This is a genomic window from Micromonospora sp. WMMB482 (assembly GCF_019038635.1).
GTDB lineage: Bacteria > Actinomycetota > Actinomycetes > Mycobacteriales > Micromonosporaceae > Micromonospora > Micromonospora marina.
Genome location: NZ_JAHOPD010000020.1, coordinates 5,663,587 through 5,687,395 on the forward strand (window position 1 = coordinate 5,663,587; position 23,809 = coordinate 5,687,395).

The following is a 23,809-nucleotide window of genomic DNA, read 5'->3' on the forward strand; positions in this document are numbered from 1 at the left end:
CGTCGCCACCCGGCGCATTCCGGATCGGCCCGGGGGTCTGGCCGGGGCCGGGGCGGGTAAGCCGGATGGATGCCAGACGATCGCAACGTCGCGCGCGCCCTGCTGGACCGGCAGTCCCGCACGTACGCGGAGGAGGCCGGCATCGCCCTCGCGGACCGGCCCGGCCCGCTCTACCAGTTGCTGGTCCTCACCACGCTGCTGAGCACCCGGATCCGGGCCTCGGTGGCGGTGGCCGCCGCCCGGGAGCTGTTCGCGGCCGGCTACCGCACCCCGCCGGCGATGGAGGCGGCGAGCTGGCAGGACCGGGTCGACGCGCTGGGCCGGGGCCACTACCGGCGCTACGACGAGCGGACCGCCACCATGCTCGGCACCGGCGCCCGGCTCTGCCTGGACCGCTGGCACGGCGACCTGCGCCGGCTGCACAAGGAGGCCGGCGCCGACCGGGCCGTGCTGCGCCGCCTGCTCACCGAGTTCCCCGGCATCGGCCCCACCGGTGCGGACATCTTCCTGCGGGAGGCGCAGTCGGTGTGGCCGGACGTGCGCCCGTACGCCGACCGGCGCACGCTCGCCGGGGCGCGACGGCTCGGCCTGCCGGCGAGCCCGGGTGACCTGGTCGGGCTGGTCGGCGAGGCCGACTTCGGCCGGCTGGCGTCGGCGCTGGTGCGGGTGGCCCTGGGCGAGGAGTCGGCGGGCGAGGTGAGCCGCAGCGCCGCCGCGGCCCACTGACGGTGGCTACTTGGCCGGGCCGGGCTTGGTGAGGTGCCAGGCCAGCAGCGAGGCGAGCAGCGCGAGCAGCACCACGCCGCCGGAGACGCCACCCTCCCCGCCGCTGTCGCGGCTTCCGGTGAAGCCGAAGTAGATCACGGCCAGGCCGGCCAGCACGGTGATGAACGTACGCATTCCTCGGTCCCTCACGTCCGCACCGTACGACCGGCGGCGCGGGCCGGGACGCCGGATCGGGCGGCTGTCCCCCGTCCGGGTGTCAGTCCGGCGTACGGCCGACAGCGGGGCCGCGCAGCCGGACCCGGCGGACCGCCCGTTCCGCCACCTCCACCACCTCGACGGTGAGACCGGGCAGCCGCACCCGCTCCCCCGGGCCCTCGGGCAGCCGGCCCAGGCCGGCCAGCACCAGCCCGGCCACCGTGGTGTACTCGCGGGACAGCGGGAACGTCACACGTACGCCCACGTCGGGCAGGTCGTGCAGCGGGAAGTCACCGGGCAGCAGCAGCGCGCCGTCCGGCTCCCGGACGGCGCGGCGCACGTCCCGGTCGGTCTCGTCGTACAGCTCACCGACGACCTCCTCGAGCAGGTCCTCCATGGTGACCAGGCCGTCCACGCCGCCGTACTCGTCGACCACCAGGGCGAGCTGCTCGTGCCGCTGGCGCAGCTGCCGCATCGCGTCGGCCACCGGCAGCGTCCCGGGCAGCAGCACCGGTGGGCGGGCCCGGTCGCCGACCGGCGCGCCGGCGGCGTCCACCAGGTCGCGGATGTGGACCGTGCCGCGGACGTCGTCGAGCCCGCCGGGGCCGATCACCGGCGCCCGGGACCGGCCGGTGGCGGCGAGCCGCCGCATCGCCTCGGCCGCCGGCAGGTCGGCGGGCAACGTGGTCACGTCCCGGCGCGCGACGAAGACCTCCCGCAGCGTACGGCCGGCGATGTCGAACGCCCCGGCGAGGATCTCCCGCTGCTGGGCGGACAGACCGCGCTGGCTGACCAGCATCTCCCGCAGTTCCTCCTCGGTCACCTCCTGCCGGCTGGCCCGCGGGTCACCGCCGGCGAGCCGGACCAGCAGGTCGGTGGAGCGCCCGAGCAGCCACACCGCCGGCCGGGACAGCCGGGCGAGCAGGTCCAGCGGCGCGGCGCTGATCAGCGCCCACCGTTCCGCCGTCTGCATGGCCAGCCGCTTGGGCGCCAGCTCTCCCACCACGAGCGTGAGGAACGTCAGCAGCAGCGTCACCAGGAACACCGCCACCGGGCGGGCGGCCCCGCCGAGAAAACCCAACGGGCCCACCAGCGGCTCGGCCAGCGTCACCGCGGCGGCGGCCGAGGCGAGGAACCCGGCGAGCGTGATGCCGAGCTGGATGGTGGCCAGGTAGCGGTTCGGTTCGCGGGTGAGGCGGCTCAGCCGCGCCCCGGCCCGCCCGGAACGCGCCAGCCGCCGCAGCTGAGCCTCCCGCAGGCTCACCAGTGCCATCTCGCTGCCGGACAGGGCCGCGTTGACCAGGATCAGCACGAGTACGAGCGCGAGCTGCGCGCCCATCAGTCGGTCTCCAGGTCGTCCAGCGAGATCGCGTGGGTCATCAGCCAGCGGGCCAGCGCGGCCATCCCGAACAGCCACAGCGGCGCCGACTCCGTGGGGCCGTTCGTGGCGAAGATCGCGAAGCGCAGGTCAGGGGCCCGGTACGCCTCGATCCGCCACTTGTGGTTCTTGTCCCGCCAGACCGCGGAAGGGTCCATGGCGTCACGGTAGGTGACCGGCACGGACCGGTGGCACCGGTTGGCTCAGCCCGGCGGGCGGACCACCTCGCGGGCGTCGTCGGGCAGCCGCCGGGTGGCGCCGCGCCGGTCCAGCAGTTCCAGCAGCGGCACCGCCACCCGGCGGGTGGTGCCGAGCGCCTGCCGGGCGGCGCTGAGCGTGAACGGCTGCGGCAGCCCGGCGAGCACCCGCACCGCGTCATCAGGGGCGCCGGGCAGCAGCACCACGTTCTCGGCCAGCTTCAGCAGCGCGCCGGCCCGTACCGCGGCGCCGATCTCGCGGGGGCCGAGCCCGAGGTCGGCCAGGTGGTGCGCCTCGGGTGCCTGGAACGGCCGGTCGCCGTACTCGGCCCGGACCCGGTCCACCGCCCGGGCCACCGGATCCGGCAGTGTCCCCTGCCCGGCGGCGGTGACCAGGCCGTCGCGCAGCCGCAGCGGCGGGCGCAGCAGCGCCGTGACCAGGGCGCGCTCGGGCAGGTCGAGCCGGTGCCGCAGCACGTCGACGGGTACGCCCGCGGCGAGCGGATGCTCGGTGGTGTACCGGGTCACCTCCGCGGTGAGGCGACGCCCCAGATCCCGCCAGTGCTCCGGGTCGGCCAGCCACTGCCCGGCCACCGGCGTCGCGGCCGGCGGCACACCCATCCGGGTCAGGTCACCGGCCCGGACCAGCCGTCGGCGGCGCAGCTCCCCGGCCAGGTCCGGCCGCCCGTCCAGGCCGGCCAGCACCGCCGCGCGGGCCGTTGCCGCCCCCCGGCGGCGCAGCGGCGGCGGGTCGACGTCCAGCACCGTCACACCGCCCGCCACGTGGTGCCGGCCGGGGTCGCGCAGCAACGCCCGGTCCCCGATCAGCAGCGGCAGCGGGCGGGCCAGGCGCAGCCGTACCGTGTCCGGGCCCAGCGGCCGGACCCGGGCGGGCACCGCCGCCGAGCCCACGTGCAGCGTGAGCGTGGCCGGCAGGTCGGCGGCCGGGTCGCCGGACAGCCGCACGTCGAGCAGGTCGGTTCGCCCGAACCGGCCGGGTGTGAGCAGCGCGTCGCCGCGCCCGACCCGGTCCCGGGACAGGCCGCGCAGGTTCACCGCGACCCGGGCCACCGCCTCGACAGCGGTGCGCGCGGTGCCGAGCGAGTGCAGCCCGCGTACCCGCAGCGTCTCGCCGGTGGCGGCCAGCTCCAGCTCGTCGCCGACACGCAGCCGACCACCGCCGAGCGTGCCGGTGACCACCGTGCCGCTGCCGCGCACGGTGAACGCGCGATCCACCCACAGCCGCACCGGCGCGTCCCGGGCCGGATCGGGCAGGCGGGCGGTCAGGCGGTCCAGGGCGGCGCGCAGCTCGGGCAGCCCGGCGCCGGTGACCGCGGCGACCGGCACCGCCTCCACAGCACCCAGCGACGTCGCGGCGATCTCCTGACGGGCGCGGGCGGCCGCCGGCCCGGGGTCGGCCAGGTCCGCGCGGGTCACCGCGAGCAGCCCGTACGACACACCCAGCGCGTCCAGCGCGGCCAGGTGCTCGGCGGACTGCGGCATCCAGCCCTCGTCGGCCGCCACCACGATCAGCGCGGCCGGGACCGGGCCGACACCGGCGAGCATGTTCGGCACGAACCGCTCGTGCCCCGGCACGTCGACGAAGGCGATCGTGCCGCCCGACGGCAGCGTGGTCCAGGCGAAGCCGAGGTCGATGGTCATGCCCCGGCGGCGTTCCTCCGCCCACCGGTCCGGTTCCATCCCGGTCAGCGCCCGCACCAGCGTGGACTTGCCGTGGTCGACGTGCCCGGCGGTCGCCACCACCCACATGCCGGTCAGTCCCCCACGTTCAGCACGGCCGCGCGGACCCGGTCGTCGGCGCCCTCCGGCACGGCGCGCAGGTCCAGCAGCAGCCGGCCGTGCAGCACCCGGCCGAGGACCGCCGGGTCGCCGGTGCGCAGCGGCTCGGCGTACCGCTCGGGCAGGCTCAGCGCCCACGAGTCCAGCTCCACGCCGGGGCCCCCGCCGCCGCCGACCACAGCGACGCTGGGCACCACCTCGGCCTTGCAGCCGTCCTCGCCGAGCCGGTCACGCAGCCGTTCCAGCCGCTCCCGCAGCCGGGCCGGGTCGGCGTGCAGCGCGTCCCGGGTGGGCGTGGCCGGGGCGTACAGGGTGGCGGCGAGCGCGGCGAGGGTGAGCTTGTCCACCCGCAGCGCACGCGCCAGCGGGTGCCGGCGCAGCCGGTGCACCAGATCGGCGTCGCCGAGCAGCAGACCGGCCTGCGGGCCCCCGAGCAGTTTGTCGCCGCTGGCGGTGACGAGGTGCGCGCCCGCCCGCAGCGTGGTGGCCGCGTCCGGCTCGGCCGGCAGCAGCGGATCGGGCGCGAGCAGGCCCGACCCGATGTCGGCCACCACCGGTACGCCGAGCGTGGCCAGCTCGGCCACCGGCACCGCCGAGGTGAAGCCGGTGACCACGAAGTTCGACGGGTGCACCTTCAGCACGAAGCCGGTGTCCTCGCCGATCGCGGCTTCGTAGTCGGCGCGGGTGGTGCGGTTGGTGGTGCCCACCTCACGCAACCGCGCGCCGGTGCTGGCCAGCAGGTCGGGCAGGCGGAACCCGTCGCCGATCTCGACCAGCTCACCGCGGCTGACCACGATCTCCCGGCCGGCGGCCAGCGCGGTCGCGGCCAGCACCAGCGCGGCGGCGCCGTTGTTCACCACGTGCACCGCCCCGGCGTCGGGCACCGCCGCGGCGAGCGCGTCGAGCGCCTCCCGGCCGCGCCGGGCCCGCCGCCCGGTCCGCAGGTCCAGCTCCACGTCGGTGTGCCCGGCGGCGGCGACGAGCGCGTCCACGGCGGACGGGGCGAGCGGGGCGCGGCCCAGGTTGGTGTGCAGCACGACGCCCGTGGCGTTGAGCACCGCGCGTGGCGTACGGCCGGGCAGGTCGGCCAGTGCCGCGTCGCGTACCTGATCGGGGGTCAGCTCTCCGCGGCGGGCGCGGTCCTGGGCGCGGACGATCGCGGCCTTGACCCGGTCGCGGCCGAGCGTGCCGGCGGCGGCGGCCAGCGCGGGATCGGCGAGCAGCGCGTCGGTGCGCGGCACCCGCCGTCGCGGGTCGACCTCACGCATCGGCGCACTCCCGGGAACGGTTTGGCGGAGACGGACGGGAATCGAACCCGCCTGGCCCGGATCCCGGACCACACCGGTTTTGAAGACCGAGAGGGGCACCAGCCGCCTGAACGCCTCCACGCAGCAGTCAACCACAGCGGACGGAAGGCCGCCCGGGGAGGTGTCAGCCCTGGTCGGCTGCCCGCCGGTCGGCGCGTTCACGCTGCGGCACCACCGTGTACCGCGGATCGCGCGCCGAGGCGACCCCGCCGTGGAAGATGCCGAACCGGGTGCACACCGACGCGGCGATCAGCGCGCCACCGGAGAGCGCGGACAGCACCCGGCTGCGCCGGCCGACCAGCGCGCCGACCACACCGGCGGCGGTCAGCGCCCGGCCGGCGCGCAGCAGCCTGCCGGGGGTGCCCTGCGTGTAGGGCTCGCTGAGCAGGCCGAGCCGGTTCTCCACCCGGTGCGAACCCCACAGCTCCATCGCCGCGCCCGCGACCGCGAGGCGCCGCGCCGGAGCGGCCTGCGCGCCGGGCGCGGCCACCAGCCCGACACCGGCGCCGCTGGCCAGCGCGCTGCCCGCGAAGATAGCCGGCAGTTCCGGGTACGCCTCGTGCCACGACGGCACCGCCGTGTCCGCCAGCAGCACCCCGGTGTACGTGGCCAGCGCCGGCGCGGTGACGGCGGCTACCACACCGGCGGCGTGCCCGGCCGGGGGCAGCAACCGGCGGCCGAGCCCCAGCACGCCGCGCTCGGGCAGCAGCGGGGCCGCCTCGGCGACCGCCGCGATCCCGGCGGCCGGGCCGAACACGCTGAGGATCCAGGTGCCCACCGACATCGGTGAGGTCACCTTCGCCACCCGCAGCATGTGGTGAAAGCGCGACGGCCGGCCCAGGTCGTTGACCAGGAAGTACGTGCTGGCGCCGACGGCCGCGAGCGCGCTGACCCGGCCGGCGCGGCGCAGCGCGGGACGGCCGGTGAGCTGCCCGCCCGCCGCGAGCAGCGAGGAGCCGGCAGCGAGACCGCCGGTGAACAGGTACGCGGCGATGTCCCACCGCCACACCGGCGGCTTGAGGACGGGCCGGCCGTAGTAGGAGGTGAACTCGGCCGGCGGGACGTTGAGCTGTTCCCCACCGCCCTTGCCGCGGCCTCGGCGCGGTGCCGCGTCTCGGGGTGGCTGCGGGGCCAGGCCGGCGTCGCGGGAGCCCGCGTCGGTGCGGCCCACGCCGGGACCGGCCGCGGTGGCCCGGCTGCCGGCGTCGCGCCCGGCGGCACTGTCGTTGTCGCGTTCGGCGGACAAACGCTCGCGGAAGCGGCGGAACAGGTCCCCGACCGGGCGGTCCGGGCTCACGACGATCCTCCGGCGAACGCGGCGACGGCAGCCGCCGCCATGGCCAGGGCGGCCAGCCCGGCCCGCTTCCACATCTTCGGCAGGTCCCGGGTGGTGACCACCGGGTCCGGCGGCAGCCCGTAGACCTCCGGTTCGTCCAGCAGCAGGAAGAACGCGCCGTCTCCGCCCACGCCGTCGGTCGGGTCGTGGCCGTACAGGCGTGCCTCCGGCATCCCGCGCTCGTGCAGCGTGGTGACCCGCCGGGCGGCCCGTTCCCGCAGCTCGTCGAGCGGGCCGTACTGGATCGACTCGGTCGGGCACGCCTGCGCGCAGGCAGGCGTCATGCCCGCGCCGATCCGGTCGTAGCACAGCGTGCACTTCCACGCCCGGCCGTCGCCCTTGCGCTGGTCGATCACGCCGTACGGGCAGGCGGAGATGCAGTAGCCGCAGCCGTTGCAGATGTCCTCCTGCACCACCACGGTGCCGAACTCGGTGCGGAACAGCGAACCGGTCGGGCACACGTCCAGACAGGCCGCGTGCGTGCAGTGCTTGCACACGTCGGACATCATCAGCCAGCGGAAGTCGGTGCGGCTCTCCACACCGGTGTCCCGCCCGGGGGCCGGGTGCCGGGCATGCCGAGGAACTCCGGACCGGCGGCCATCCGCGCCGCCGCCTCCGGCTGCCCCGGCGGCAGACCGGGGTTCGTACCGGTGTCGGGGGCCGTGACCGCGCCGGCCGCCGCGGACTCCGGGCTGGTCGCCGGGCCGGTCGGGTCACCGGCGAACGGCGGAGTGCGGTGCCCGGCCGGGCGGGGCTGCTCGATGAACGCGACGTGCCGCCACGAGTTCGCGGTGAGCGCACCGGTGTTGTCGTACGACATGCCGAGCAGGTCGAAGCCCGAGTCGGGGACGCCGTTCCACTCCTTGCAGGCGACCTCGCACGCCTTGCAGCCGATGCAGACGCTGGTGTCGGTGAAGAAGCCCATCCGGGGCGGCGCCTCGTCCCAGCCCGCGTCCGGGGCCGGGTCGAGCGGGCCGTACAGGCTGTTGGCGTCAGGCATCCCGATCCCCGTCCTGGTGCGCGGCGGCCGACTGCTCGTCGGTGCTGCCGGCGGCGTCGTCCCCGCCGGCCGCGTCGGTGGTCACCACCGGGATCCTCCGGTCCGCCGTCATCCCGGCCCGCCGCTGGTAGTCGCCGACCAGGTCGAGCAGCGGCGGGCCGGTGGGCCGCCGCCCGGGACGGATGTCGCAGGTGCCGACCTTGCTCTCCTGGATGAGGACGTTCGGGTCCAGCGTGATGCCGAACAGGTCGTTCGCCGAGTCGCCGGTGACCAGACCCTCGGTGCCGAAGTGGTACGGCAGCCAGACCTGGTGGATGATCCGGCCGTCCACCCGCAGCGGAGTGAGCCGGTCGGTGACCAGCACCCGCGCCTCGATCACCGCCCGGCCGCTGATCAGGTGCGCCCAGCCCAGGTGGGCCAGCCCGACCTCGCCGGCCAGTTCCGGGGACACCTCGACGAACATCTCCGGTTGCAGCTCCGCCAGGCGCGGCACGGTACGGCTCATCCCACCGGCGGTGTGGTGCTCGGTGAGGCGGCTGACCGTGAACACGTACGGGAAGACCTGGCTGTGCGGCTCCGGCGGACTCGGGTTCATCCGGTTGATCGGATGCTCGTAGATCTTGCGGGTCGGGTTGGCCTGCTGACCGTAGAGCGGGTTGCGCATCGGCGACTCGGCCGGCTCGTAGTGCGTGGGCAGCGGGCCGTCGAGGACGCCGCTCGGCGCGTACAGCCACGCCTTGCCGTCGCCCTGCATGACGAACGGGTCGTCACCGGCGAGCGCGGCCGGGCCGGAGGCGCCATCCGGCGGCCGGTACGACGGCGGCTTCGTCTTCTCGAAGTCCGGCACGTCGTAGCCGGTCCACTCGCCGGCGTCCGGATCCCACCAGACGTACTTCTTGCGCTCGCTCCACGGCCGGCCGTCCGGGTCGGCGGAGGCGCGGTTGTACAGCGTGCGCCGGTTCGCCGGCCACGCCCAGCCCCACTCGGCGGCCACCCAGTCCTGCTCGTGCCGGGGCCGGCGGCGGGCCGCCTGGTTCACCCCGCCGGCGTAGACGCCGGAGTAGATCCAGCAGCCGATCGCCGTCGACCCGTCGTCGCGGGCCTCGCTGAAGGCGTTGAGCGGGCGGCCGGTGGCCACCTCGTACCCGTTGATCTCCTTGAGCACCGCCTCGGCGCTCGGCTCCGCGTGCGGACCGTGCGTCGGGTAGTCCCAGGCGAGGTCCAGCAGCGCGCGGTCGCGGCGCTCGGTGGAGCCGGCCAGTCTCTCCCGCAGCACCCGGCCGAGGTGGAAGAAGAACCACAGCTCGGAGCGGGCGTCGCCCGGCGGGTCGACGGCCTTCTCCCGCCACTGCAACAGCCGCTGGGTCTGGGTGAACGTGCCCTCCTTCTCCACATGCGAGGCCGCCGGCAGGAAGAACACCTCGGTGCGGCACTCCTCCGGGACGATCTCGCCGGTGGCGACCTCCGGGCCGTTCTTCCAGAACGTGGCGCTCTCGATCATGAACAGGTCGCGGACGACGAGCCAGTCCAGGTTGGCCATGCCCAGGCGTTGGGCCCGGCCGTGCGCCGAGCCGACAGCCGGGTTCTGGCCGAGCAGGAAGTAGCCCTTCACCTTGCCGTCGATCATGTTCAGGACCTGCTGGTACGTGCCGTGGTCGCCGGTCATCCGGGGCACGTAGCCGTAGCAGAAGTCGTTCTCCGGCGTCGCCGCGTCACCCCAGTACGCCTTGAGCAGGCTCGCCGCGAAGGCCCGCGAGTTGCCCCAGAAGCCCTTCTGGCCCGGGTGCCGGATGCTGTCGACCCACCTGTCGAACGTCGGGTGGTCGGCGTGGTGCGGCATCGGCAGGTAGCCGGGCAGCAGGTTGAACAGCGTCGGGATGTCGGTGGATCCCTGGATGCTGGCGTGCCCGCGCAGCGCCAGGATGCCACCGCCCGGGCGGCCCATGTTGCCCAGCAGCGTCTGGATGATCGAGCCGGTGCGGATGTACTGCACGCCGACGCTGTGCTGCGTCCAGCCGACCGAGTAGACGAGCGCGCCGGTTCGCTCCCGGCCCGAGTTCTCCGTCCAGGCGCGCGCCAGTTCGAGGAACTTCTCCTCCGGGATGCCGCACACCCGGGCCACCATCTCCGGGGTGTAGCGGGCGAAGTGCCGCTTCAGGATCTGGTAGACGCAGCGCGGGTGCTGCAACGTCTCGTCCCGGGGCGCCTGCGCCGGCACCGGCTCGCCGTGCGACTCGTGCTCCAGCCCGGAGGCCGAGTCACGTTCCTTGCCGGTGCCCCGGATCTTGGCGTTGTCCTCCTGGCCGTCGTACTGCCAGCTCGCGTGGTCGTACGAGCCGGTGTCCGGGTTGTAGCCGGAGAACAGGCCGTCCAGGTCCTCGGTGTCGGCGAACCGCTCGCTGACGATGTTTGCCGCGTTCGTGTACGCCAGCACGTACTCCCGGAAGTCGAGCTCGTTCTCCAGGATGTAGCGCACCACGCCGCCGAGCAGCGCGATGTCGGTGCCCGCCCGGATCGGCAGGTACGTGTCGGCGAGCGCGCTGGTACGCGTGAACCGCGGGTCGACGTGGAAGACCTTCGCGCCGCGCTTCTTCGCCTCCATCACCCACTGGAAGCCCACCGGGTGGGCCTCGGCCATGTTCGAGCCCTGGATGACGATGACGTCAGCGTTGGCGAGGTCCTGCTGGAAGTCCGTGGCGCCGCCGCGACCGAAGCTGGTCCCCAGACCGGGGACGGTGGCGGAGTGTCAAATACGGGCCTGGTTCTCGATCTGAAGTGCCCCCATCGCCGTGAACAGCTTCTTGATGAGGTAGTTCTCCTCGTTGTCGAGCGTCGCGCCGCCGAGGCTGGAGATGCCCAGCGTCCGGTTCAGCGGGCGGCCCTCGTCGTCGACGTCCTCCCAGGTCTCCGCGCGGGCGGCGAGGATCCGGTCGGCGATCATGTCGAGCGCGACGTCGAGGTCCAGGTCTTCCCACTCGGTCGCGTACGGTCGGCGGTAGCGGACCTTGGTCTGGCGCAGCGGGCTGGTCACCAGGCTCTTGCTGGCCGAGCCCTTCGGGCAGAGCCGGCCGCGCGAGATCGGGCTGTCCGGGTCGCCCTCGATCTGGGTGACCTGGCCGTTCTTGTGGAAGACGCGCTGCCCGCAACCGACCGCGCAGTACGGGCAGACCGAGCGGGCCATGCCGTCGGCGGTCTCGGTGCGGGCGGTCAGCCCGGCGGAACGGGGCGACTGGGCGGCGGCGCCGCGACCGAGCGGGTCGGTGCCGGTGAGTTGCCGGTAGACCGGCCACCCCTGGATGAACGTCTTGAAACCCATCCGGGCACCCCCTCTCCGTCGAGAACGGCTCACCTCTGCCTGTAACCCTAGGCCAGCGGTCCGGGGCGTGCGACTCGAGCTCACAGACAGAGCCGCCCCGGCCGGACGGCCGGGGCGGCTCTGGGCGTCGGTGTGCATGTCGCCTCTCGGCGAGTGGCGCGACGCGGCTCCAGCCGAACGGTATTCCGCGAAGGCAATTTAGGTGAGGCCCGGGGACACTGGACACACCGACGCTCTGCACAACGGTACCGGGGTCACGGTTCTTCCGCTCGTTCGTCGTGACCCCGGTCACCGCCGGGTCAGCTGTTCCAGTGCTGGGCGACGAGGTCGGCGGCCTGCTGTTCCCACTGGGCGTAGTGGTCGGGGTAGGCGGAGACCTGGACGGTCTGGGCGGCGACGGTCAGGGGCATGTCGCGCCAGCCGTCGACCTGCTTGAGGCCGGTGAGGAACGCGGTGGTGGAGTATTCGGGGTCGGTGATCTGCTCCACCGTGCCCCACCCGCTGGAGGGGCGCTGCTGGAACAGGCCCTGGGAGTCGTGGTCGTTGCGGTCGCCGAGGTGGCCGAGGTTCTCCAGCTTCGACTCCTGCAGGGCGGTGGCGATGGAGACGACGGCGGCGCGTTCGTCCATGCCGGCCTTCTTCGTGGCGGCGATGATCGCCTTCACATTGGCGGTCTGCTCGTCGTTGAGGTCGATGTGGGACTGGGCGCCCTGCACGCCGTGCGGGATGAGCGCGGCGCTGTCCAGCTTCGCGGTGGCCTGCGTGGTGGTCACGGCCGTGTCGCGCACCGGGGTGCTGGTGTCGTGGTTGAGGGGGCCGGCGGCGAGGCCACCGGCGACGGTCAGACCGGCGATACCGAGGATGCTCTTGCGCAGGATCGTGTTCATGAGGGGGCTCCGTTCGGGGGTCGACGCCCGCGCCGAGGGGGTTCGGTGCGGGTGCGAGCACCGTCAGGCGCTCAAGAAGACTTGGGGGTCCGGCTCGCTGCCCGTGGTACGGGGCGCCGGAGGCATGTGCAACGACCACCGCGCCGGGATCATTCCGGGGACCTGTCACCCGCCCGTGGGGGATGCTGCTGCGGTCGTTCACCAGGTATAACGCCCCGGCCCCGCCCACGATTCCGCCAGCCGGGTGTCCCCGACCACCCCGAAACCCGACACCCGCCCGGCACATGGACGGCGGGGCGTGGGCGAGAGCAGCCCCCGAAGACGGCGCACGGGTCCGGGCATTCCGCCGACGAGAGATCTTGGTAAGCAACGGCCCCCACAGGGATACTCTCGTACCAAGATCTCCATCCGGCAGTGCGGACGTCGACGTGAGCAGGCCCCGGCGCACCCGCACCACCGTGGGAGATCTTGGAAGGAAACGGCCGCCATAGGGGCCCAAATCTTCCAAGATCTCCGGTGGCGGGGACGAAACGGACGTCTCGCGCCGTCAACTTCATGATCGACGGGGTGGGGGCGGGAAGGGCGGGGGGGTATTGGGACGGGTTGGGGTTACCCTGATGCCATGTCGGTCAGCGCGCACGCGTACCTCGCCCGTCCCGGGCGACCCGCTGTGGTGGCGCGCACCCTGGACGAGCTCACCGGCCCCACGACCGGCATCGTCGAACTGCCGGTACGCCTGATGTGGAGCAGCGAACGGGCGTTCGACCTGGGCGACCCGGACGAACTTCTCTGGATGTACGAGAACGTGCTGCGCGAGACGACCCGGGTGGAGGATCTGCGCGAGCTGATCCACGCGGGCACGTTGCGAAGGCTGTGGCCGCTGCTCAACCTGCCCCGGGGCGTACGCCTGGCCTGGGAGGGCCGGCACCGGAGTCTGCGCCCGGCGTGACCCACCCGCACGACTTCTACCGGCAGGTGGCCCGGGTGGCGCTGACCGCGGCCGGCCCGCATCGCTTCGTGCTCGGCGGCGGTGTGGCGTGGGCCGCACACGGCCTGGTCACCCGCCCCACGGAGGACGTCGACCTGTTCGCCGACGTGGAGGGCGCCGCCGCGGCGGCGGCCGACGGGGTACGCGCGGCGCTGGAGCGGGCCGGCTACCGGGTGGCCGAAGTGGACCCGGGCGGGCTGGGCGAGGTGTTCGACGGCTTCGACCGGGATCTGCGGGACTTCGTGGTGAGCCGGGACGGCCGGCAGATCCGCCTCAGCCTGGCCCGCCTGGACCGGCACCGCAGCCCCGTGGTGATGGACCTCGGCCCGGTGATGGACGTCCGCGACCTGATCGCCAACAAGACCGCCGCGCTGGTCAACCGGCGGGAGGTACGCGACTACATCGACGTCTCCGCCGCGCTGGACCGGTACACGGTCACGGAGCTGCTGGAGCTGGCCGGCCAGGTCGACCCGGCGCTCGACGACGAGGACGTGCGCGCCGCGGGCCGCTACCTCGACGGGCTGGCCGACCGCCGGTTCACCCGCTACGGCCTGGACGCGCCGCGCATCGCCGAGGTGCGCCGCCGGATGGCCGCCTGGCCCCGCTGAGCAACGGAACCAGCCGGCCGGGCCGGGATGCGCCGGGCCCGACCGGACCGAGCCGGGACACGCCGGACCGGACGGCCGAGCCGGGACCGGCGAAGCAACCGGACCGGACGAGGCGGCTCACTTCGTCGGGCGGCCACCCGTGACGCCGAGGATCTCGCCGGTGACGTAGCTGGACTCCTGCGAGGCGAAGTAGACGTACGCGGGCGCCAGCTCGGCCGGCTGACCGGGACGGCCCAGCGGCGTGTCGGTGCCGAACTGCTTGACCTTCTCCTCCGGCATGGTGGCCGGGATCAGCGGCGTCCAGATCGGACCGGGCGCGACCGCGTTGACCCGGATGCCCCGGTCGGCCAGGTCCTGCGCGAGCGCCTTGGTGAAGTTGGCGATGGCGGCCTTGGTGGTGGCGTAGTCGAGCAGCTGCGGCGACGGGTCGAACGCCTGGATCGACGAGGTGTTGATGATCGTCGAGCCTTCCGTCATGTGCGGCACCGCGAACTTGCAGAGCCAGAACATGGCGTACACGTTGGTCTTGAAGACCCGGTCGAACTGCTCGGTGGTGATGTCGAGCAGGCCGTTGTCCTGCGACATCTGGTACGCGGCGTTGTTGACCAGGATGTCGACCCCGCCGAGGTCGCGCAGCGCCTGGTCGACGAGCTCGCGGCAGTTGGCCTCCTCGCGCAGGTCGCACCGGACCGCGACACCGGTGCGCCCGGCCTGCTCGATCAGGGCGACCGTCTCCCGGGCGTCCTTCTCCTCCTCGTCGGCGAGGTACGTGACCAGGACGTCGGCGCCCTCGCGGGCGAACGCGATCGCGACGGCCCGGCCGATGCCGGAGTCACCACCGGTGATGATCGCCCGCTTGCCGGTGAGCCGGCCGCTGCCCCGGTACGACTCCTCGCCGTGGTCGGGCTTCGGCCCCATCTGCTGCTCGCTGCCGGGCGGCGTCTGCTGCTGCGCCGGCTGGCCCTCCTGCTGCCCGTACTGCTCGGCCGGGTGCTGCTGGGTGAACTGGTCCTCGCTCATGGATGCGCCTCTACCCCGGTGGCCGGCGGGAAAACAGCAGCCAGTGACGGAAAGGGGAACAAAACGGGCCGGTGTGGCGCAGGCGACATGTGGTGGTTATGGTGCGCAGCGGCGCCCACGAGGCGCGTACCCCCCATTCGGAAAGGCACCTCATGACCTCCTCCTCCGGCGCCTCCCGGCGCCAGGTGCTGGCCGTCGCGGCCGCCGCCGCGACCGCTCCCCTGCTGGCCGGCGCGCCCGCCGAGGCGAAGCCGAAGCCGAAGACCTGGGATCTGACGATCCTCGGCACGTCGGACACCCACGGCAACGTCTACAACTGGGACTACTACAAGGACGCGGAGTACGACGACAGCAAGCACAACGACGTCGGCGTCGCGAAGCTCGCCACCCTGGTCAACCAGATCCGCGCCGAGCGCAGGGGCAGGGCCACGCTGGTTCTGGACGCCGGCGACACGATCCAGGGCACGCCGCTGGCCACCTACTACGCCAAGCAGGAGCCGATCACCAGCACCGGTGAGACGCACCCGATGGCCCGCGCCATGAACGTGCTCAGGTACGACGCGGTGACGCTCGGCAACCACGAGTTCAACTACGGCCTGCCGCTGCTGGCCACCTGGATCGAGCAGCTCGGCTTCCCGGCACTGGCCGCGAACGCGCTCAACGCGAAGACCGGCAAGCCGGCGTTCCTCCCGTACGTGATCAAGGAGGTCGAGCTCGGCGGGCACGGCGCGCCGAAGCTGCGCGTGGGCATCCTCGGCCTGACCAACCCCGGCGTGGCCATCTGGGACAAGGGCAACGTCGAGGGCCGCCTGGTCTTCGCCGACATGGTCGCCACCGCCGCGAAGTGGGTGCCGCAGATGCGCCGCCGCGGCGCCGACCTCGTCGTCATCTCCGCGCACGGCGGGGACAGCGGCACCTCCAGCTACGGCCCGGAGCTGCCGAACGAGAACCCGACCGCGCTGATCGCCGAGCAGGTCCCCGGCATCGACGCGATCCTGTTCGGCCACGCGCACAACGAGGTGCCGGAGAAGTTCGTCACCAACCTCACCACCGGCGAGCGGGTCCTCACCTCGGAGCCGTCGAAGTGGGGCCAGCGGCTGACCCGGATGGACTTCACGCTGACCCGGGAGAAGGGCCGCTGGACGGTCACCGCCAAGTCGGCCACCACGCTCAACACCAACACGGTGGTCGAGGACCCGGCGGTGCTCGCGGCCGTGCGCGGCCAGCACACCAAGACCGTCGAGTACGTCAACCGCGTCGTCGCCCAGTCCAGCGTGGAGCTGTCCGCCGCCGAGTCACGGTACAAGGACACCCCGATCCTGGACTTCATCAACCACGTCCAGACCGAGGTGGTCACCGAGGCCCTCGCCGGCGGCGAGTACGCGGGCCTGCCGGTGCTGTCCATCGCCGCGCCGTTCAGCCGCACCGCGGTGTTCCCGCAGGGCGACGTGCGGATCCGCGACGTGGCGGGCCTCTACGTGTACGACAACACGCTGGAGGCGGTCGTGCTGACCGGCGCCGAGGTGAAGGCGTACCTGGAGTACTCGGCGAAGTACTTCGGCACGCTGCCGGCGGGCGCGCCGGTGAACCCGGAGACCATCAGCGACCCGGCGGTGCCGGACTACAACTACGACGTCTTCTCCGGCGTCGACTACGACATCGACATCGCCGAGCCGGTCGGGCAGCGGATCACCCGCCTGGTGCTGGCCGGCACCGACACCCCGGTCGCGGCGGATGCCCGGTTCGTGGTGGCGGTGAACAACTACCGGCGCAGCGGCGGCGGTAACTTCCCCGGCATCGTGAAGACCCAGGTCTACAACGCCCAGCAGGAGATCCGCCAGCTGCTCATCGACTGGGCGCAGGCCGAGGGCGTCATCGACCCGGCCGACTTCTTCGTACCCAACTGGAAGCTGGTCCGCGCGGGCGTGCCGGTCTTCTGACCGTGACGCGACGGGGTCCGGGCGGGTGTCCGGGCCCCGTCAGCCGCCGGCGCGCAGGTGTCACCCGTCCCGTCTCCGCATCAACCGCCACGGCACGGGTATGCCGCCGCGACGAGGTGGAGGAGACATGCGCGCAGTACGGATGACCGCACCCGGCGTGCTGGAGCACACGGAGGTGCCCACGCCGCAGGCCGGCCCCGGTGAGGTGCTGCTGCGCGTCGGCGCGGTCGGCGCCTGCCACTCCGACCTGCACATCCTCGACGCCCCGGAGGGCGTGTTCCCGGTCCCGATGACGCTCGGGCACGAGATCGCCGGCACCGTCGACACGGTCGGCGCCGGGGTGGACGGCTGGTCGCCCGGCGACCGGGCCGCCGTCTACGGGATCATCGGGTGCGGCCGGTGCCGAGCCTGCCTGCGGGGCGAGGAGAACCGCTGCCGGGTCATCCCGGTCGGCGGCATCGGGCTCAGCCGCGACGGCGGGCTGGCCGAGTACGTGGTGGTGCCCGCGTCCCGGCTGCTGCCGGTCGGCGACATGGACCTGACCCAGGCGGCACCGCTGACCGACGCCGGGCTGACGCCGTACCACGCGGTGGAGCTGGCCCGGCCCCGGCTGCGGCCGGGCACCTCCTGCGTGGTGATCGGCATCGGTGGCCTGGGGCACATGGGGTTGCAGATCCTGCTCGCCACCACCGCGGTACGGATCATCGCGGTGGACACGAACACCGCCGCGCTGGACCTGGCCGGCCGCCTCGGCGCCCACCACACGGTGCAGGCCGGCCCGGACGCGGTGGACGAGATCCGCGAGCTGGTCGGGCCGCCACCGGACGGGGCGGACGTGGTGCTCGACTTCGTCGGCGCGCAGCCCACCCTGGACACCGCCCGGCAGGTCGTCGCCACCGGCGGTCAGATCCTGCTGGTGGGCCTGGCCGGCGGCACGCTGCCGGTGCGCCCGGTCGCCGACGAGCCGCCCCTGGTGCCGCTGGAGACCGGCGTGGTGGTGCCGTTCTGGGGCACCCGGGCCGAACTGCACGAGGTGATCGCGCTGGCCCGCGACGGCCGGCTGCACGCCGACGTGCACACGTTCCCCCTCGCGGAGGCGCCGCAGGCGTACGAGGCGCTGCGCCGGGGCGAGGTGCGGGGGCGGGCGGTCATCGTCCCCTGAGCGGTGGCAGCCGGTCGAGCAGCGCCAGCCCGGCGCGCACGGGCCGCCGGTCGAGCATCTCGGCGAAACTCGCCCGCCCCTGGCAGAACCGCACGAACATCCGCCAGCCGGGCGGGCTCCCCAGCATCGCGTGGAACACGTCGGGCCGCCGCTCGAACACCTCCAGCAGCCGGTACCCGGCGCGCATCTCCGGCGTCAGCCGCCGGTCGACCTCCCGGGCGTACGCGTCGAGGTCACCGGCGGCCACCGCCTCCCCGGCCAGCCGGCCCGAGCGCAGCGCGTAGCTGATCCCCTCGCGGCTCCACGGTTCCAGCAGCCCGGCGGCGTCCCCGGCGACCAGCACCCGGCCGTGGCGCAGCGGGGAGTCCCCGGTGCGGCAGCGGGTCAGGTGACCGGAGTCGTGCTCCGGCGTCACAGCGGACAGGCCGAGCCGGTCGGTGAAGTCGCGCAGGTAGGCGCGGGTGCGATCGCCGTCGCCCCGGGCGGCTATGACACCCACCGTGAGACGGTCGCCCTTCGGGAAGACCCACGCGTAGGAGCCGGGAATCGGCCCCCAGTCGAGCAGCACCCGGCCGCGCCAGCGGTCCCGCTCGGCGGCGTCCACCGGCAGTTCCAGTTCCAGACCGAGGTCGACCTGGCGGAAGCGCACCCCGACGTGGCGTGCCGTCACGCCGGACGAGCCGTCCGCGCCGATCACGGTCCGGGCGCGTACCGTCTCGCCGTCGGCCAGGCGCAGGCGTACCCCGTCGGGGTCCTGCTCGATCGCGCGGACCGCGACGCCTTCGCGGACCTGCGCCCCGGCGGCGACGGCGGCGGCGCGCAGCCGCTCGTCGAACTCCTCCCGGCGGATCATGGTGACCAGCGGCGCGGGGTGCCGGCGGGTGAACGCCCGTCGCCCGTCCCGGGTGAACGTGACCCGGTCGGTCCGGTCGTGGGCGGGCACCTCGACGCGGTCGGCGATCTCGGCCAGCGACGTGCCGATGAGGCCGCCGCCGCACGTCTTGTACCGGGGGTGGGTGGCCCGATCGACCACGAGCGTGCGGACGCCGGCCCGGGCCGCGGTGTGCGCGGCGGAGAGTCCGGCGGGCCCGCCGCCGACCACGACGAGATCCATGATCACGGGTGCAGCCTAGGGCACCGCCGCGCCGCTCCGCCCGGTACGACAGCCGAACGGGTGAGCATCATCGCCGCCCGTCCGGGTATCCGCCGGTCGCCGGCCGTCCGTGGGTCGGGCGGTCCACGCCGAGGAGGGAAGCGATGCCTCAGGTCCAGCTGTCTGCGGTCGAGGAACGGGTCTACCAGGCGGTGTCCGCGCTGGAGGCGCAGGGACACGTCCCCTACCCGGACCTGATCGCCCAGGAGACCGGGATGCCCGAGGAGGAGCTGCGCGAGCCGCTGCACTCGCTCACCGAGCGGGGGCTGCTGCACCGCGAGGACTCCCCGATGTCCGGCCTGGACTTCGGACCCCGGTGGTGCGCGCGCCAGATGGCGTGACCGGGTCGTTTGGCCCACCGGGCACCGGGTGGCGCACCGGGTGATCGACGGTCGATGGGGGGCACCATGAGCGAGGGCCGGTCGTCGACCGCGGTGCCTGACACCGGGTACGACGGCCGGCGCCGGTGGCACGCGCTGAGCGTCGGCCTGATCGCGGCGTTCATGACGCTGCTGGACGTCAGCATCGTCAACGTCGCGGTGCCGTCGATCGACCGGGCGTTGCAGGCCACGCCGAGCGACCTCCAGTGGGTGCTGTCCGGGTACGCGCTGACGTTCGGCCTGGTGCTGGTGCCGGCCGGGCGGTTCGGTGACGCGCGCGGGCGGCGTACCGCGTTCGTGGTCGGTGTGGGCCTGTTCACGCTGACGAGCGCGCTGGCCGGGCTGGCCCGTTCGCCGGAGTGGCTGGTCGTCGCCCGGCTCGTCCAGGGTGCCGCCGCCGGCGTGGTGAACCCCCAGGTCACCGGCATGATCCAGGAGCTGTTCCGGGGTGCGGACCGGGGCCGGGCCTTCGGACTGCTGGGCGCGACGATCGGCATCTCCACCGCCGTGGGTCCGCTGCTCGGCGGGCTGCTCATCCACCTCGGCGGCGCCGAGCACGGCTGGCGGTGGGTGTTCTTCGTGAACATCCCGGTCGGGATCGTGGCGATGCTGCTCGGCTGGCGGCTGATGCCGGCCCGGCCCACCAACCCCGCCGGACGGGGGCGGCTCGACCCGCTCGGTGTGCTGCTGCTCGGCACCGGGGTCACGGTGATCCTGCTGCCACTGGTGCAGCGGGAGCAGTGGCGGGGTCCGGGCAAGTGGCTGCTGATCCCCGTCGGCCTGCTGCTGCTCGCCGGGTTCGCACTCTGGGAGCACCGGTACGCCCGGCGCGCCCAGCCCCTGTTCGACCTGCGGCTGTTCACGGTGCGCTCGTACACGCTGGGCGCGCTGATCGGCCTGATCTACTTCGCCGGCTTCACCGCGATCTTCTTCATCTTCACGCTCTATCTCCAGATGGGGCTCGGCTACAGCGCGCTCGTGGCCGGTCTGGCGATCACGCCGTTCGCGCTCGGTTCGGCGCTGGCCTCCGCGCTCGGCGGCCGGGTGGTCACCCGCTACGGCCGTCCGCTCGTCGCGGTCGGGCTGCTGGCCGTGGTGGCCGGGCTGATCGCGACCGACCTGGTACTGGCCGGCGAGCCGCGCGACGGCGTGCCGCTGCGGACCGCGCTGCCGTTGCTCGTCGCCGGGCTGGGCAGCGGCCTGGTGATCGCGCCGAACCAGACGCTCACGCTGTCCGAGGTGCCGGTGCCGATGGCGGGCAGCGGCGCCGGGATGCTCCAGACCGGGCAGCGCATCGGGTCGGCCGCCGGGATCGCCGCGGTGGGCGCGCTGTTCTTCTCGACGCTCGCCGACGACCGCGGCGACTGGAGTACGGCGTTCCGCCACTCACTGCTGCTCGCCGCCGGGATCATCGTGCTGGCGCTCGGGGTCGCCGTGGCGGACATCGTGCTCGGTCACCGGCGGTCGGCGGACCGCTCCTGATCGGCCGCGGGCAGCAGCACCGTGGTGAACAGCCGCCGGGTGCGGCCGGGCCCGGGGCCGAGTGCCGCGTACTCGGCGAACAGGTCGCGGAACCGGGTGACGAACTCGGCGGTCTCGGCGTCGGTGGCGTGGAACGCGTTCTGCCGGTAGCCGGCCACGTCGCGGGCCAGGTCGGCGTCGCCGCGGTCGAGGTAGCCGTCGACGTCGGCGAGCAGGCGCGCGACGAAGGTGAGGAACGCCTGGCGGTGCCGCTGCGGGCTCATGGCGCGGGCCTCGTCCGGGTCCACCGACGCGGCGGCCTCGTCGAGCCGGTAGCTGCGCTCGACCGCGCCGCGGGCCCGTCGCTCCCCCACCGTGCGCAGCACGCCGTGGTCGGCGAGCGTGGCGACCTGCCGGTAGAGCGTCGCCGGTGGCACGTCGCTCAGTTCGGTGCGCAGGCCGGTGGTGGTGAGCGTGCGGCCGCCCAGGAACGCCTGGACGATGCGCAGCCGGACCGGGTGCAGCAGCAGCTCCACGGTGTCGAGTGCCACAGCGGCTCCCCTATTTGTATCGTCTCCGGTAATGTTCTCAGAGACGATAACAGAAGCGAGGAGTCCACCGATGGCCACCATCGACCTCACCCCCGACCGCATCGACGTCCGGCTCACCACCGCCGAGAAGGTCTGGGCCCTGCGCGGCGACCTGTCGTTCCCCCGCTCCGCGATCAGCGGTGCCGTCGTCGTACCCGACGGGGCGCGCACCACCCGCGGCATCCGGGCGCCCGGGCTCGGCGTCCCCGGCACGCGCAACGTCGGCACGTGGCGCGGCGCGGCCGGCAAGGAGTTCGTGAGCGTCCGCGGCGGGCAGCCGGCCGTCCGCATCACCCTCACCGGCCAGGCGTACGACTCCCTGCTCATCGGCGCCGACGACGCTGCGGCCCTGGCCGCGGCGGTCCTGCGGTGACTGCCGACCGCCCCCCCTCGCCACCGACTCGGGCGGGCACCGGCTGGCCGGCACGCTCACGCTGCCCGGCGCCGGCGGACCGCACCCGGTGGCGCTGCTGCTGCCCGGCTCCGGGCCGGCGACCACCGGCGCCTGCCCCTGGGCATCCAGCGGCACCTGGCCGCCGCGCCGGCCGGCGCCGGGATCGCGGCCGCCCGGCACGACCGGCGGGGCGTCAGCGAGAGCAGCGGCTGACGGCACGCGAAAGGCCGGCACCCCGATCCGGGTGCCGGCCTTTCGTCAGGTCTTACTTGTTCCAGTGCTCGGCCACGATTTCGGCGGCCTGCTGCTCCCACTGCGCGTACGCGTCGGGGTAGGCGCTGACCTGCACGGTCTGCGCGGCCTCGGTCAGCGGCATGTCCTGCCAGCCGTCGACCTGCTTGAGGCCCTTGAGGAACGCCAGCGTCGAGTACTCGGGGTCGGTGATCTGCTCCGGCGTGCCCCAGCCGCTGGACGGCCGCTGCTGGAACAGGCCCAGCGAGTCGTGGTCGTTGCGGTCACCCAGGTGACCCAGGTTCTCCAGCTTCGACTCCTGCAGCGCGGTGGCGATCGAGATGACCGCGGCGCGCTCCGGCAGGCCCGCCTTCTTGGTGGCCGCGATGATGGCCTTGGCGTTGGCGAGCTGCTCGTCGTTCAGGTCCACGTGCGACTGCGTGCCCTGCGGGCTCACGGCCTGGACCGCGACGGCGGCCGGCGTGGCGGTGTCCGCCGCGTGGGCGGCGACCGGGCCGGCGAACAAGCCACCGGTGAAGGCGAGACCGGCGACACCGAGGATGCTCTTACGCAGGATCGTGTTCATGATGGGCTCCGTTCGGGGGTCGACGCACCCGGGGGTGGATGCGTGGGCACCGTCAGGCGCTCAAGGTTCTGGGGAGGGATCCGGCAGCGCGGGGCGTGCCGGGTGTGTAACGACCGGCGGGCCGGGGTCATTCCCCCGGAGGGGGGCGCTCGGCGGCGCCACTCCGGTCGCGCACCGGGTTACAACGCCACCCGCCCGCCCCCGATTCCGCCCGCCGAGTGCCGCCCACCACAGCGCAACCGGACATCCCGCCCACACGCCCCACACACCCGCCCTCCCCGTCGAGATGGTCGCTCCACGTGAAGAACGGCCGGCCCATCCGGGGCCGGCCGTTCTCCGGGATGCGGGTTACCAGACCTGCTGGACGATGTCCGCGGCCTGCTCCTCCCACTGCGCGTACGCGTACGGGTAGGCGGACACCTGGACGGTCTGCGCGGCGGCGGTCAGCGGCAGATCCTGCCAGCCGCCGACGTTCTTCAGCGCGTTGAAGAACGCCTTGCTGGAGTACTCCGGGTCGGTGATCTGCTCGGACGTGCCCCAACCGGACGACGGGCGCTGCTGGAACAGGCCCTCCGAGTCGTGGTCGTTGTACGCGCCGAGGTGACCCAGGTTGTACAGCTTCGACTCCTGCAGCGAGGTCGCGACGCCGATCACGGCGCCGCGCTCCCCCACACCGGTCTCCTTGGCCGCCTCGACGATGGCCTTGGCGTTGTCGAGCTGCGCGTCGTCGAGCGGGATGCGCGACTGCGCGCCCTCGACGCCGTGCGGCACGAGCTTCTCCTTGGCCGGCCGGTCGGCCCTGGTCGGCACCTTGTCGAGGCCGGTGGTCTGGCCGGGCTTCACCGCCTCCGTGGAGGTCTTCTTGCCGGTGGCCAGGTCGATGGCGGCCTTGGCGCCGGCGTGCGGCCCGCTGGTCACAGGCGCGGCAACGGCGACGGGGCCGACGGCCAGTCCGCCCAGTACGGCCACTCCGGCCACGCTCAGCGCGGCGCGGCGGTTCCGGGAGACGGCGGCGGTCTTCACGACGGCGGTCTTCGCGATGGCGGGGAGCCATCCGGTGAAGTGCTGCTTCACGATGGTTGCCCTTTCGATCGTTACGACGCGCTCCGGGGTGAGCGCCCCTTGAGGGACTACCGCCGGGTAGGTGTTTGGGT

Annotated in this window: 21 protein-coding genes, 1 tRNA gene and 1 pseudogene; 8 read left to right on the forward strand and 15 right to left on the reverse strand. The window is 73.8% G+C overall.

All coding sequences use genetic code 11. The features are described from left to right. Positions 1-69: 69 nt before the first annotated feature. The gene (locus KSK32_RS27675) at positions 70-726 is read left to right on the forward strand and encodes a hypothetical protein (protein WP_216933975.1); all 657 of its coding nucleotides are present in this window, start codon (positions 70-72) and stop codon (positions 724-726) included. Positions 727-732: 6 nt separating this feature from the next. Here the strand turns inward: KSK32_RS27675 and KSK32_RS27680 are convergent, their stop codons facing one another. The 10 genes and pseudogenes from KSK32_RS27680 to KSK32_RS27725 all read right to left on the reverse strand — a co-directional run bounded on the left by KSK32_RS27680 (position 733) and on the right by KSK32_RS27725 (position 12,142). Beyond that, the gene (locus KSK32_RS27680; RefSeq protein ID WP_216936526.1) at positions 733-915 is read right to left on the reverse strand and encodes a hypothetical protein; all 183 of its coding nucleotides are present in this window, start codon (positions 913-915) and stop codon (positions 733-735) included. Between the two features lie 67 nt (positions 916-982). After that, positions 983-2,260: a hemolysin family protein gene (locus tag KSK32_RS27685; protein ID WP_216933977.1), complete on the reverse strand. Its 1,278-nt coding sequence runs from the start codon at positions 2,258-2,260 to the stop codon at positions 983-985. Continuing rightward, positions 2,260-2,457 (reverse strand): hypothetical protein, encoded by a 198-nt coding sequence (locus tag KSK32_RS27690; protein ID WP_013286387.1) that lies wholly within the window; start codon positions 2,455-2,457, stop codon positions 2,260-2,262. The genes KSK32_RS27685 and KSK32_RS27690 overlap by 1 nt, the downstream gene beginning before the upstream one ends. 45 nt (positions 2,458-2,502) lie before the next feature. Beyond that, positions 2,503-4,266 carry a selenocysteine-specific translation elongation factor gene (gene selB, locus KSK32_RS27695; protein WP_216933979.1) on the reverse strand — a complete coding sequence of 588 codons (1,764 nt, stop codon included), beginning with the start codon at positions 4,264-4,266 and terminating at the stop codon, positions 2,503-2,505. Positions 4,267-4,271: 5 nt separating this feature from the next. Then, complete coding sequence (gene selA / locus KSK32_RS27700) at positions 4,272-5,564, reverse strand: L-seryl-tRNA(Sec) selenium transferase (RefSeq protein WP_216933981.1); 1,293 nt, start codon at positions 5,562-5,564, stop codon at positions 4,272-4,274. A gap of 22 nt (positions 5,565-5,586) precedes the next feature. Next, a tRNA-Sec gene (locus tag KSK32_RS27705) sits at positions 5,587-5,682 on the reverse strand. A 45-nt stretch (positions 5,683-5,727) separates the two neighbouring features. Next, on the reverse strand, positions 5,728-6,900 hold the full coding sequence (nrfD, locus tag KSK32_RS27710) for an NrfD/PsrC family molybdoenzyme membrane anchor subunit (RefSeq protein ID WP_216933984.1): 1,173 nt from the start codon (positions 6,898-6,900) through the stop codon (positions 5,728-5,730). Beyond that, positions 6,897-7,939, reverse strand: a pseudogene (locus KSK32_RS27715) (4Fe-4S dicluster domain-containing protein). The gene nrfD and the pseudogene KSK32_RS27715 overlap by 4 nt, the downstream one beginning before the upstream one ends. Beyond that, positions 7,932-11,255 carry a formate dehydrogenase gene (fdh, locus tag KSK32_RS27720; RefSeq protein ID WP_216933985.1) on the reverse strand — a complete coding sequence of 1,108 codons (3,324 nt, stop codon included), beginning with the start codon at positions 11,253-11,255 and terminating at the stop codon, positions 7,932-7,934. Before fdh ends, KSK32_RS27715 begins: the two are co-directional and overlap by 8 nt. A gap of 299 nt (positions 11,256-11,554) precedes the next feature. Continuing rightward, positions 11,555-12,142 (reverse strand): hypothetical protein, encoded by a 588-nt coding sequence (locus KSK32_RS27725; protein ID WP_216933615.1) that lies wholly within the window; start codon positions 12,140-12,142, stop codon positions 11,555-11,557. A gap of 622 nt (positions 12,143-12,764) precedes the next feature. Here KSK32_RS27725 and KSK32_RS27730 point away from each other — a divergent pair. Further along, a complete protein-coding gene (locus tag KSK32_RS27730) occupies positions 12,765-13,091 on the forward strand; it encodes a hypothetical protein (protein ID WP_145754961.1) in 327 nt (108 codons plus the stop codon). Next, a complete protein-coding gene (locus KSK32_RS27735; protein ID WP_216933987.1) occupies positions 13,088-13,738 on the forward strand; it encodes a nucleotidyl transferase AbiEii/AbiGii toxin family protein in 651 nt (216 codons plus the stop codon). Before KSK32_RS27730 ends, KSK32_RS27735 begins: the two co-directional genes overlap by 4 nt. A gap of 117 nt (positions 13,739-13,855) precedes the next feature. Here KSK32_RS27735 and KSK32_RS27740 read toward each other — a convergent pair whose 3' ends face one another. Next, positions 13,856-14,758: an SDR family oxidoreductase gene (locus KSK32_RS27740; protein WP_216933993.1), complete on the reverse strand. Its 903-nt coding sequence runs from the start codon at positions 14,756-14,758 to the stop codon at positions 13,856-13,858. A 152-nt stretch (positions 14,759-14,910) separates the two neighbouring features. Here KSK32_RS27740 and KSK32_RS27745 point away from each other — a divergent pair, with 152 nt between their 5' ends. Together KSK32_RS27745 and KSK32_RS27750 are read left to right on the forward strand one after the other, a co-directional pair. After that, positions 14,911-16,698, forward strand: a complete 1,788-nt coding sequence (locus tag KSK32_RS27745; protein ID WP_216933994.1) for a bifunctional UDP-sugar hydrolase/5'-nucleotidase — start codon at positions 14,911-14,913, stop codon at positions 16,696-16,698. Between the two features lie 127 nt (positions 16,699-16,825). Beyond that, positions 16,826-17,860 (forward strand): NAD(P)-dependent alcohol dehydrogenase, encoded by a 1,035-nt coding sequence (locus KSK32_RS27750; RefSeq protein WP_216933996.1) that lies wholly within the window; start codon positions 16,826-16,828, stop codon positions 17,858-17,860. Here the strand turns inward: KSK32_RS27750 and KSK32_RS27755 are convergent. Then, positions 17,847-18,974 (reverse strand): geranylgeranyl reductase family protein, encoded by a 1,128-nt coding sequence (locus KSK32_RS27755; protein WP_216936400.1) that lies wholly within the window; start codon positions 18,972-18,974, stop codon positions 17,847-17,849. The genes KSK32_RS27750 and KSK32_RS27755 overlap by 14 nt on opposite strands. Before the next feature lie 143 nt (positions 18,975-19,117). Between KSK32_RS27755 and KSK32_RS27760 the strand changes: the two genes are divergently transcribed. Both KSK32_RS27760 and KSK32_RS27765 read left to right on the forward strand, forming a co-directional pair. Beyond that, positions 19,118-19,354: a hypothetical protein gene (locus KSK32_RS27760; RefSeq protein ID WP_216933998.1), complete on the forward strand. Its 237-nt coding sequence runs from the start codon at positions 19,118-19,120 to the stop codon at positions 19,352-19,354. A gap of 66 nt (positions 19,355-19,420) precedes the next feature. After that, complete coding sequence (locus KSK32_RS27765; RefSeq protein WP_216934000.1) at positions 19,421-20,875, forward strand: MFS transporter; 1,455 nt, start codon at positions 19,421-19,423, stop codon at positions 20,873-20,875. Here KSK32_RS27765 and KSK32_RS27770 read toward each other — a convergent pair. Further along, the gene (locus KSK32_RS27770) at positions 20,848-21,405 is read right to left on the reverse strand and encodes a helix-turn-helix domain-containing protein (protein ID WP_216934002.1); all 558 of its coding nucleotides are present in this window, start codon (positions 21,403-21,405) and stop codon (positions 20,848-20,850) included. The genes KSK32_RS27765 and KSK32_RS27770 overlap by 28 nt on opposite strands. Positions 21,406-21,475: 70 nt before the next feature. Here KSK32_RS27770 and KSK32_RS27775 point away from each other — a divergent pair, with 70 nt between their 5' ends. Next, positions 21,476-21,817: a hypothetical protein gene (locus tag KSK32_RS27775; RefSeq protein WP_216934004.1), complete on the forward strand. Its 342-nt coding sequence runs from the start codon at positions 21,476-21,478 to the stop codon at positions 21,815-21,817. Between the two features lie 286 nt (positions 21,818-22,103). Here KSK32_RS27775 and KSK32_RS27780 read toward each other — a convergent pair whose 3' ends face one another. After that, positions 22,104-22,655: a hypothetical protein gene (locus KSK32_RS27780; protein WP_216934006.1), complete on the reverse strand. Its 552-nt coding sequence runs from the start codon at positions 22,653-22,655 to the stop codon at positions 22,104-22,106. 348 nt (positions 22,656-23,003) lie between these two features. Further along, positions 23,004-23,729 (reverse strand): hypothetical protein, encoded by a 726-nt coding sequence (locus KSK32_RS27785; RefSeq protein WP_216934008.1) that lies wholly within the window; start codon positions 23,727-23,729, stop codon positions 23,004-23,006. Positions 23,730-23,809: the final 80 nt, after the last annotated feature.

Excerpts from the sequence above, each read along its gene's own strand:
- KSK32_RS27675 (WP_216933975.1), top strand. The coding sequence starts at position 70 with ATGCCAGACGATCGCAACGTCGCGCGCGCCCTGCTGGACCGGCAGTCC.
- KSK32_RS27760 (WP_216933998.1), top strand. The coding sequence starts at position 19,118 with ATGCCTCAGGTCCAGCTGTCTGCGGTCGAGGAACGGGTCTACCAGGCG.
- KSK32_RS27730 (WP_145754961.1), top strand. The coding sequence starts at position 12,765 with ATGTCGGTCAGCGCGCACGCGTACCTCGCCCGTCCCGGGCGACCCGCT.
- KSK32_RS27780 (WP_216934006.1), bottom strand. The coding sequence starts at position 22,655 with ATGAACACGATCCTGCGTAAGAGCATCCTCGGTGTCGCCGGTCTCGCC.
- KSK32_RS27690 (WP_013286387.1), bottom strand. The coding sequence starts at position 2,457 with ATGGACCCTTCCGCGGTCTGGCGGGACAAGAACCACAAGTGGCGGATC.
- selB (WP_216933979.1), bottom strand. The coding sequence starts at position 4,266 with ATGTGGGTGGTGGCGACCGCCGGGCACGTCGACCACGGCAAGTCCACG.
- KSK32_RS27755 (WP_216936400.1), bottom strand. The coding sequence starts at position 18,974 with ATGGATCTCGTCGTGGTCGGCGGCGGGCCCGCCGGACTCTCCGCCGCG.
- KSK32_RS27740 (WP_216933993.1), bottom strand. The coding sequence starts at position 14,758 with ATGAGCGAGGACCAGTTCACCCAGCAGCACCCGGCCGAGCAGTACGGG.
- KSK32_RS27745 (WP_216933994.1), top strand. The coding sequence starts at position 14,911 with ATGACCTCCTCCTCCGGCGCCTCCCGGCGCCAGGTGCTGGCCGTCGCG.
- KSK32_RS27725 (WP_216933615.1), bottom strand. The coding sequence starts at position 12,142 with ATGAACACGATCCTGCGCAAGAGCATCCTCGGTATCGCCGGTCTGACC.
- KSK32_RS27685 (WP_216933977.1), bottom strand. The coding sequence starts at position 2,260 with ATGGGCGCGCAGCTCGCGCTCGTACTCGTGCTGATCCTGGTCAACGCG.
- KSK32_RS27775 (WP_216934004.1), top strand. The coding sequence starts at position 21,476 with ATGGCCACCATCGACCTCACCCCCGACCGCATCGACGTCCGGCTCACC.
- selA (WP_216933981.1), bottom strand. The coding sequence starts at position 5,564 with ATGCGTGAGGTCGACCCGCGACGGCGGGTGCCGCGCACCGACGCGCTG.
- KSK32_RS27765 (WP_216934000.1), top strand. The coding sequence starts at position 19,421 with ATGAGCGAGGGCCGGTCGTCGACCGCGGTGCCTGACACCGGGTACGAC.
- KSK32_RS27750 (WP_216933996.1), top strand. The coding sequence starts at position 16,826 with ATGCGCGCAGTACGGATGACCGCACCCGGCGTGCTGGAGCACACGGAG.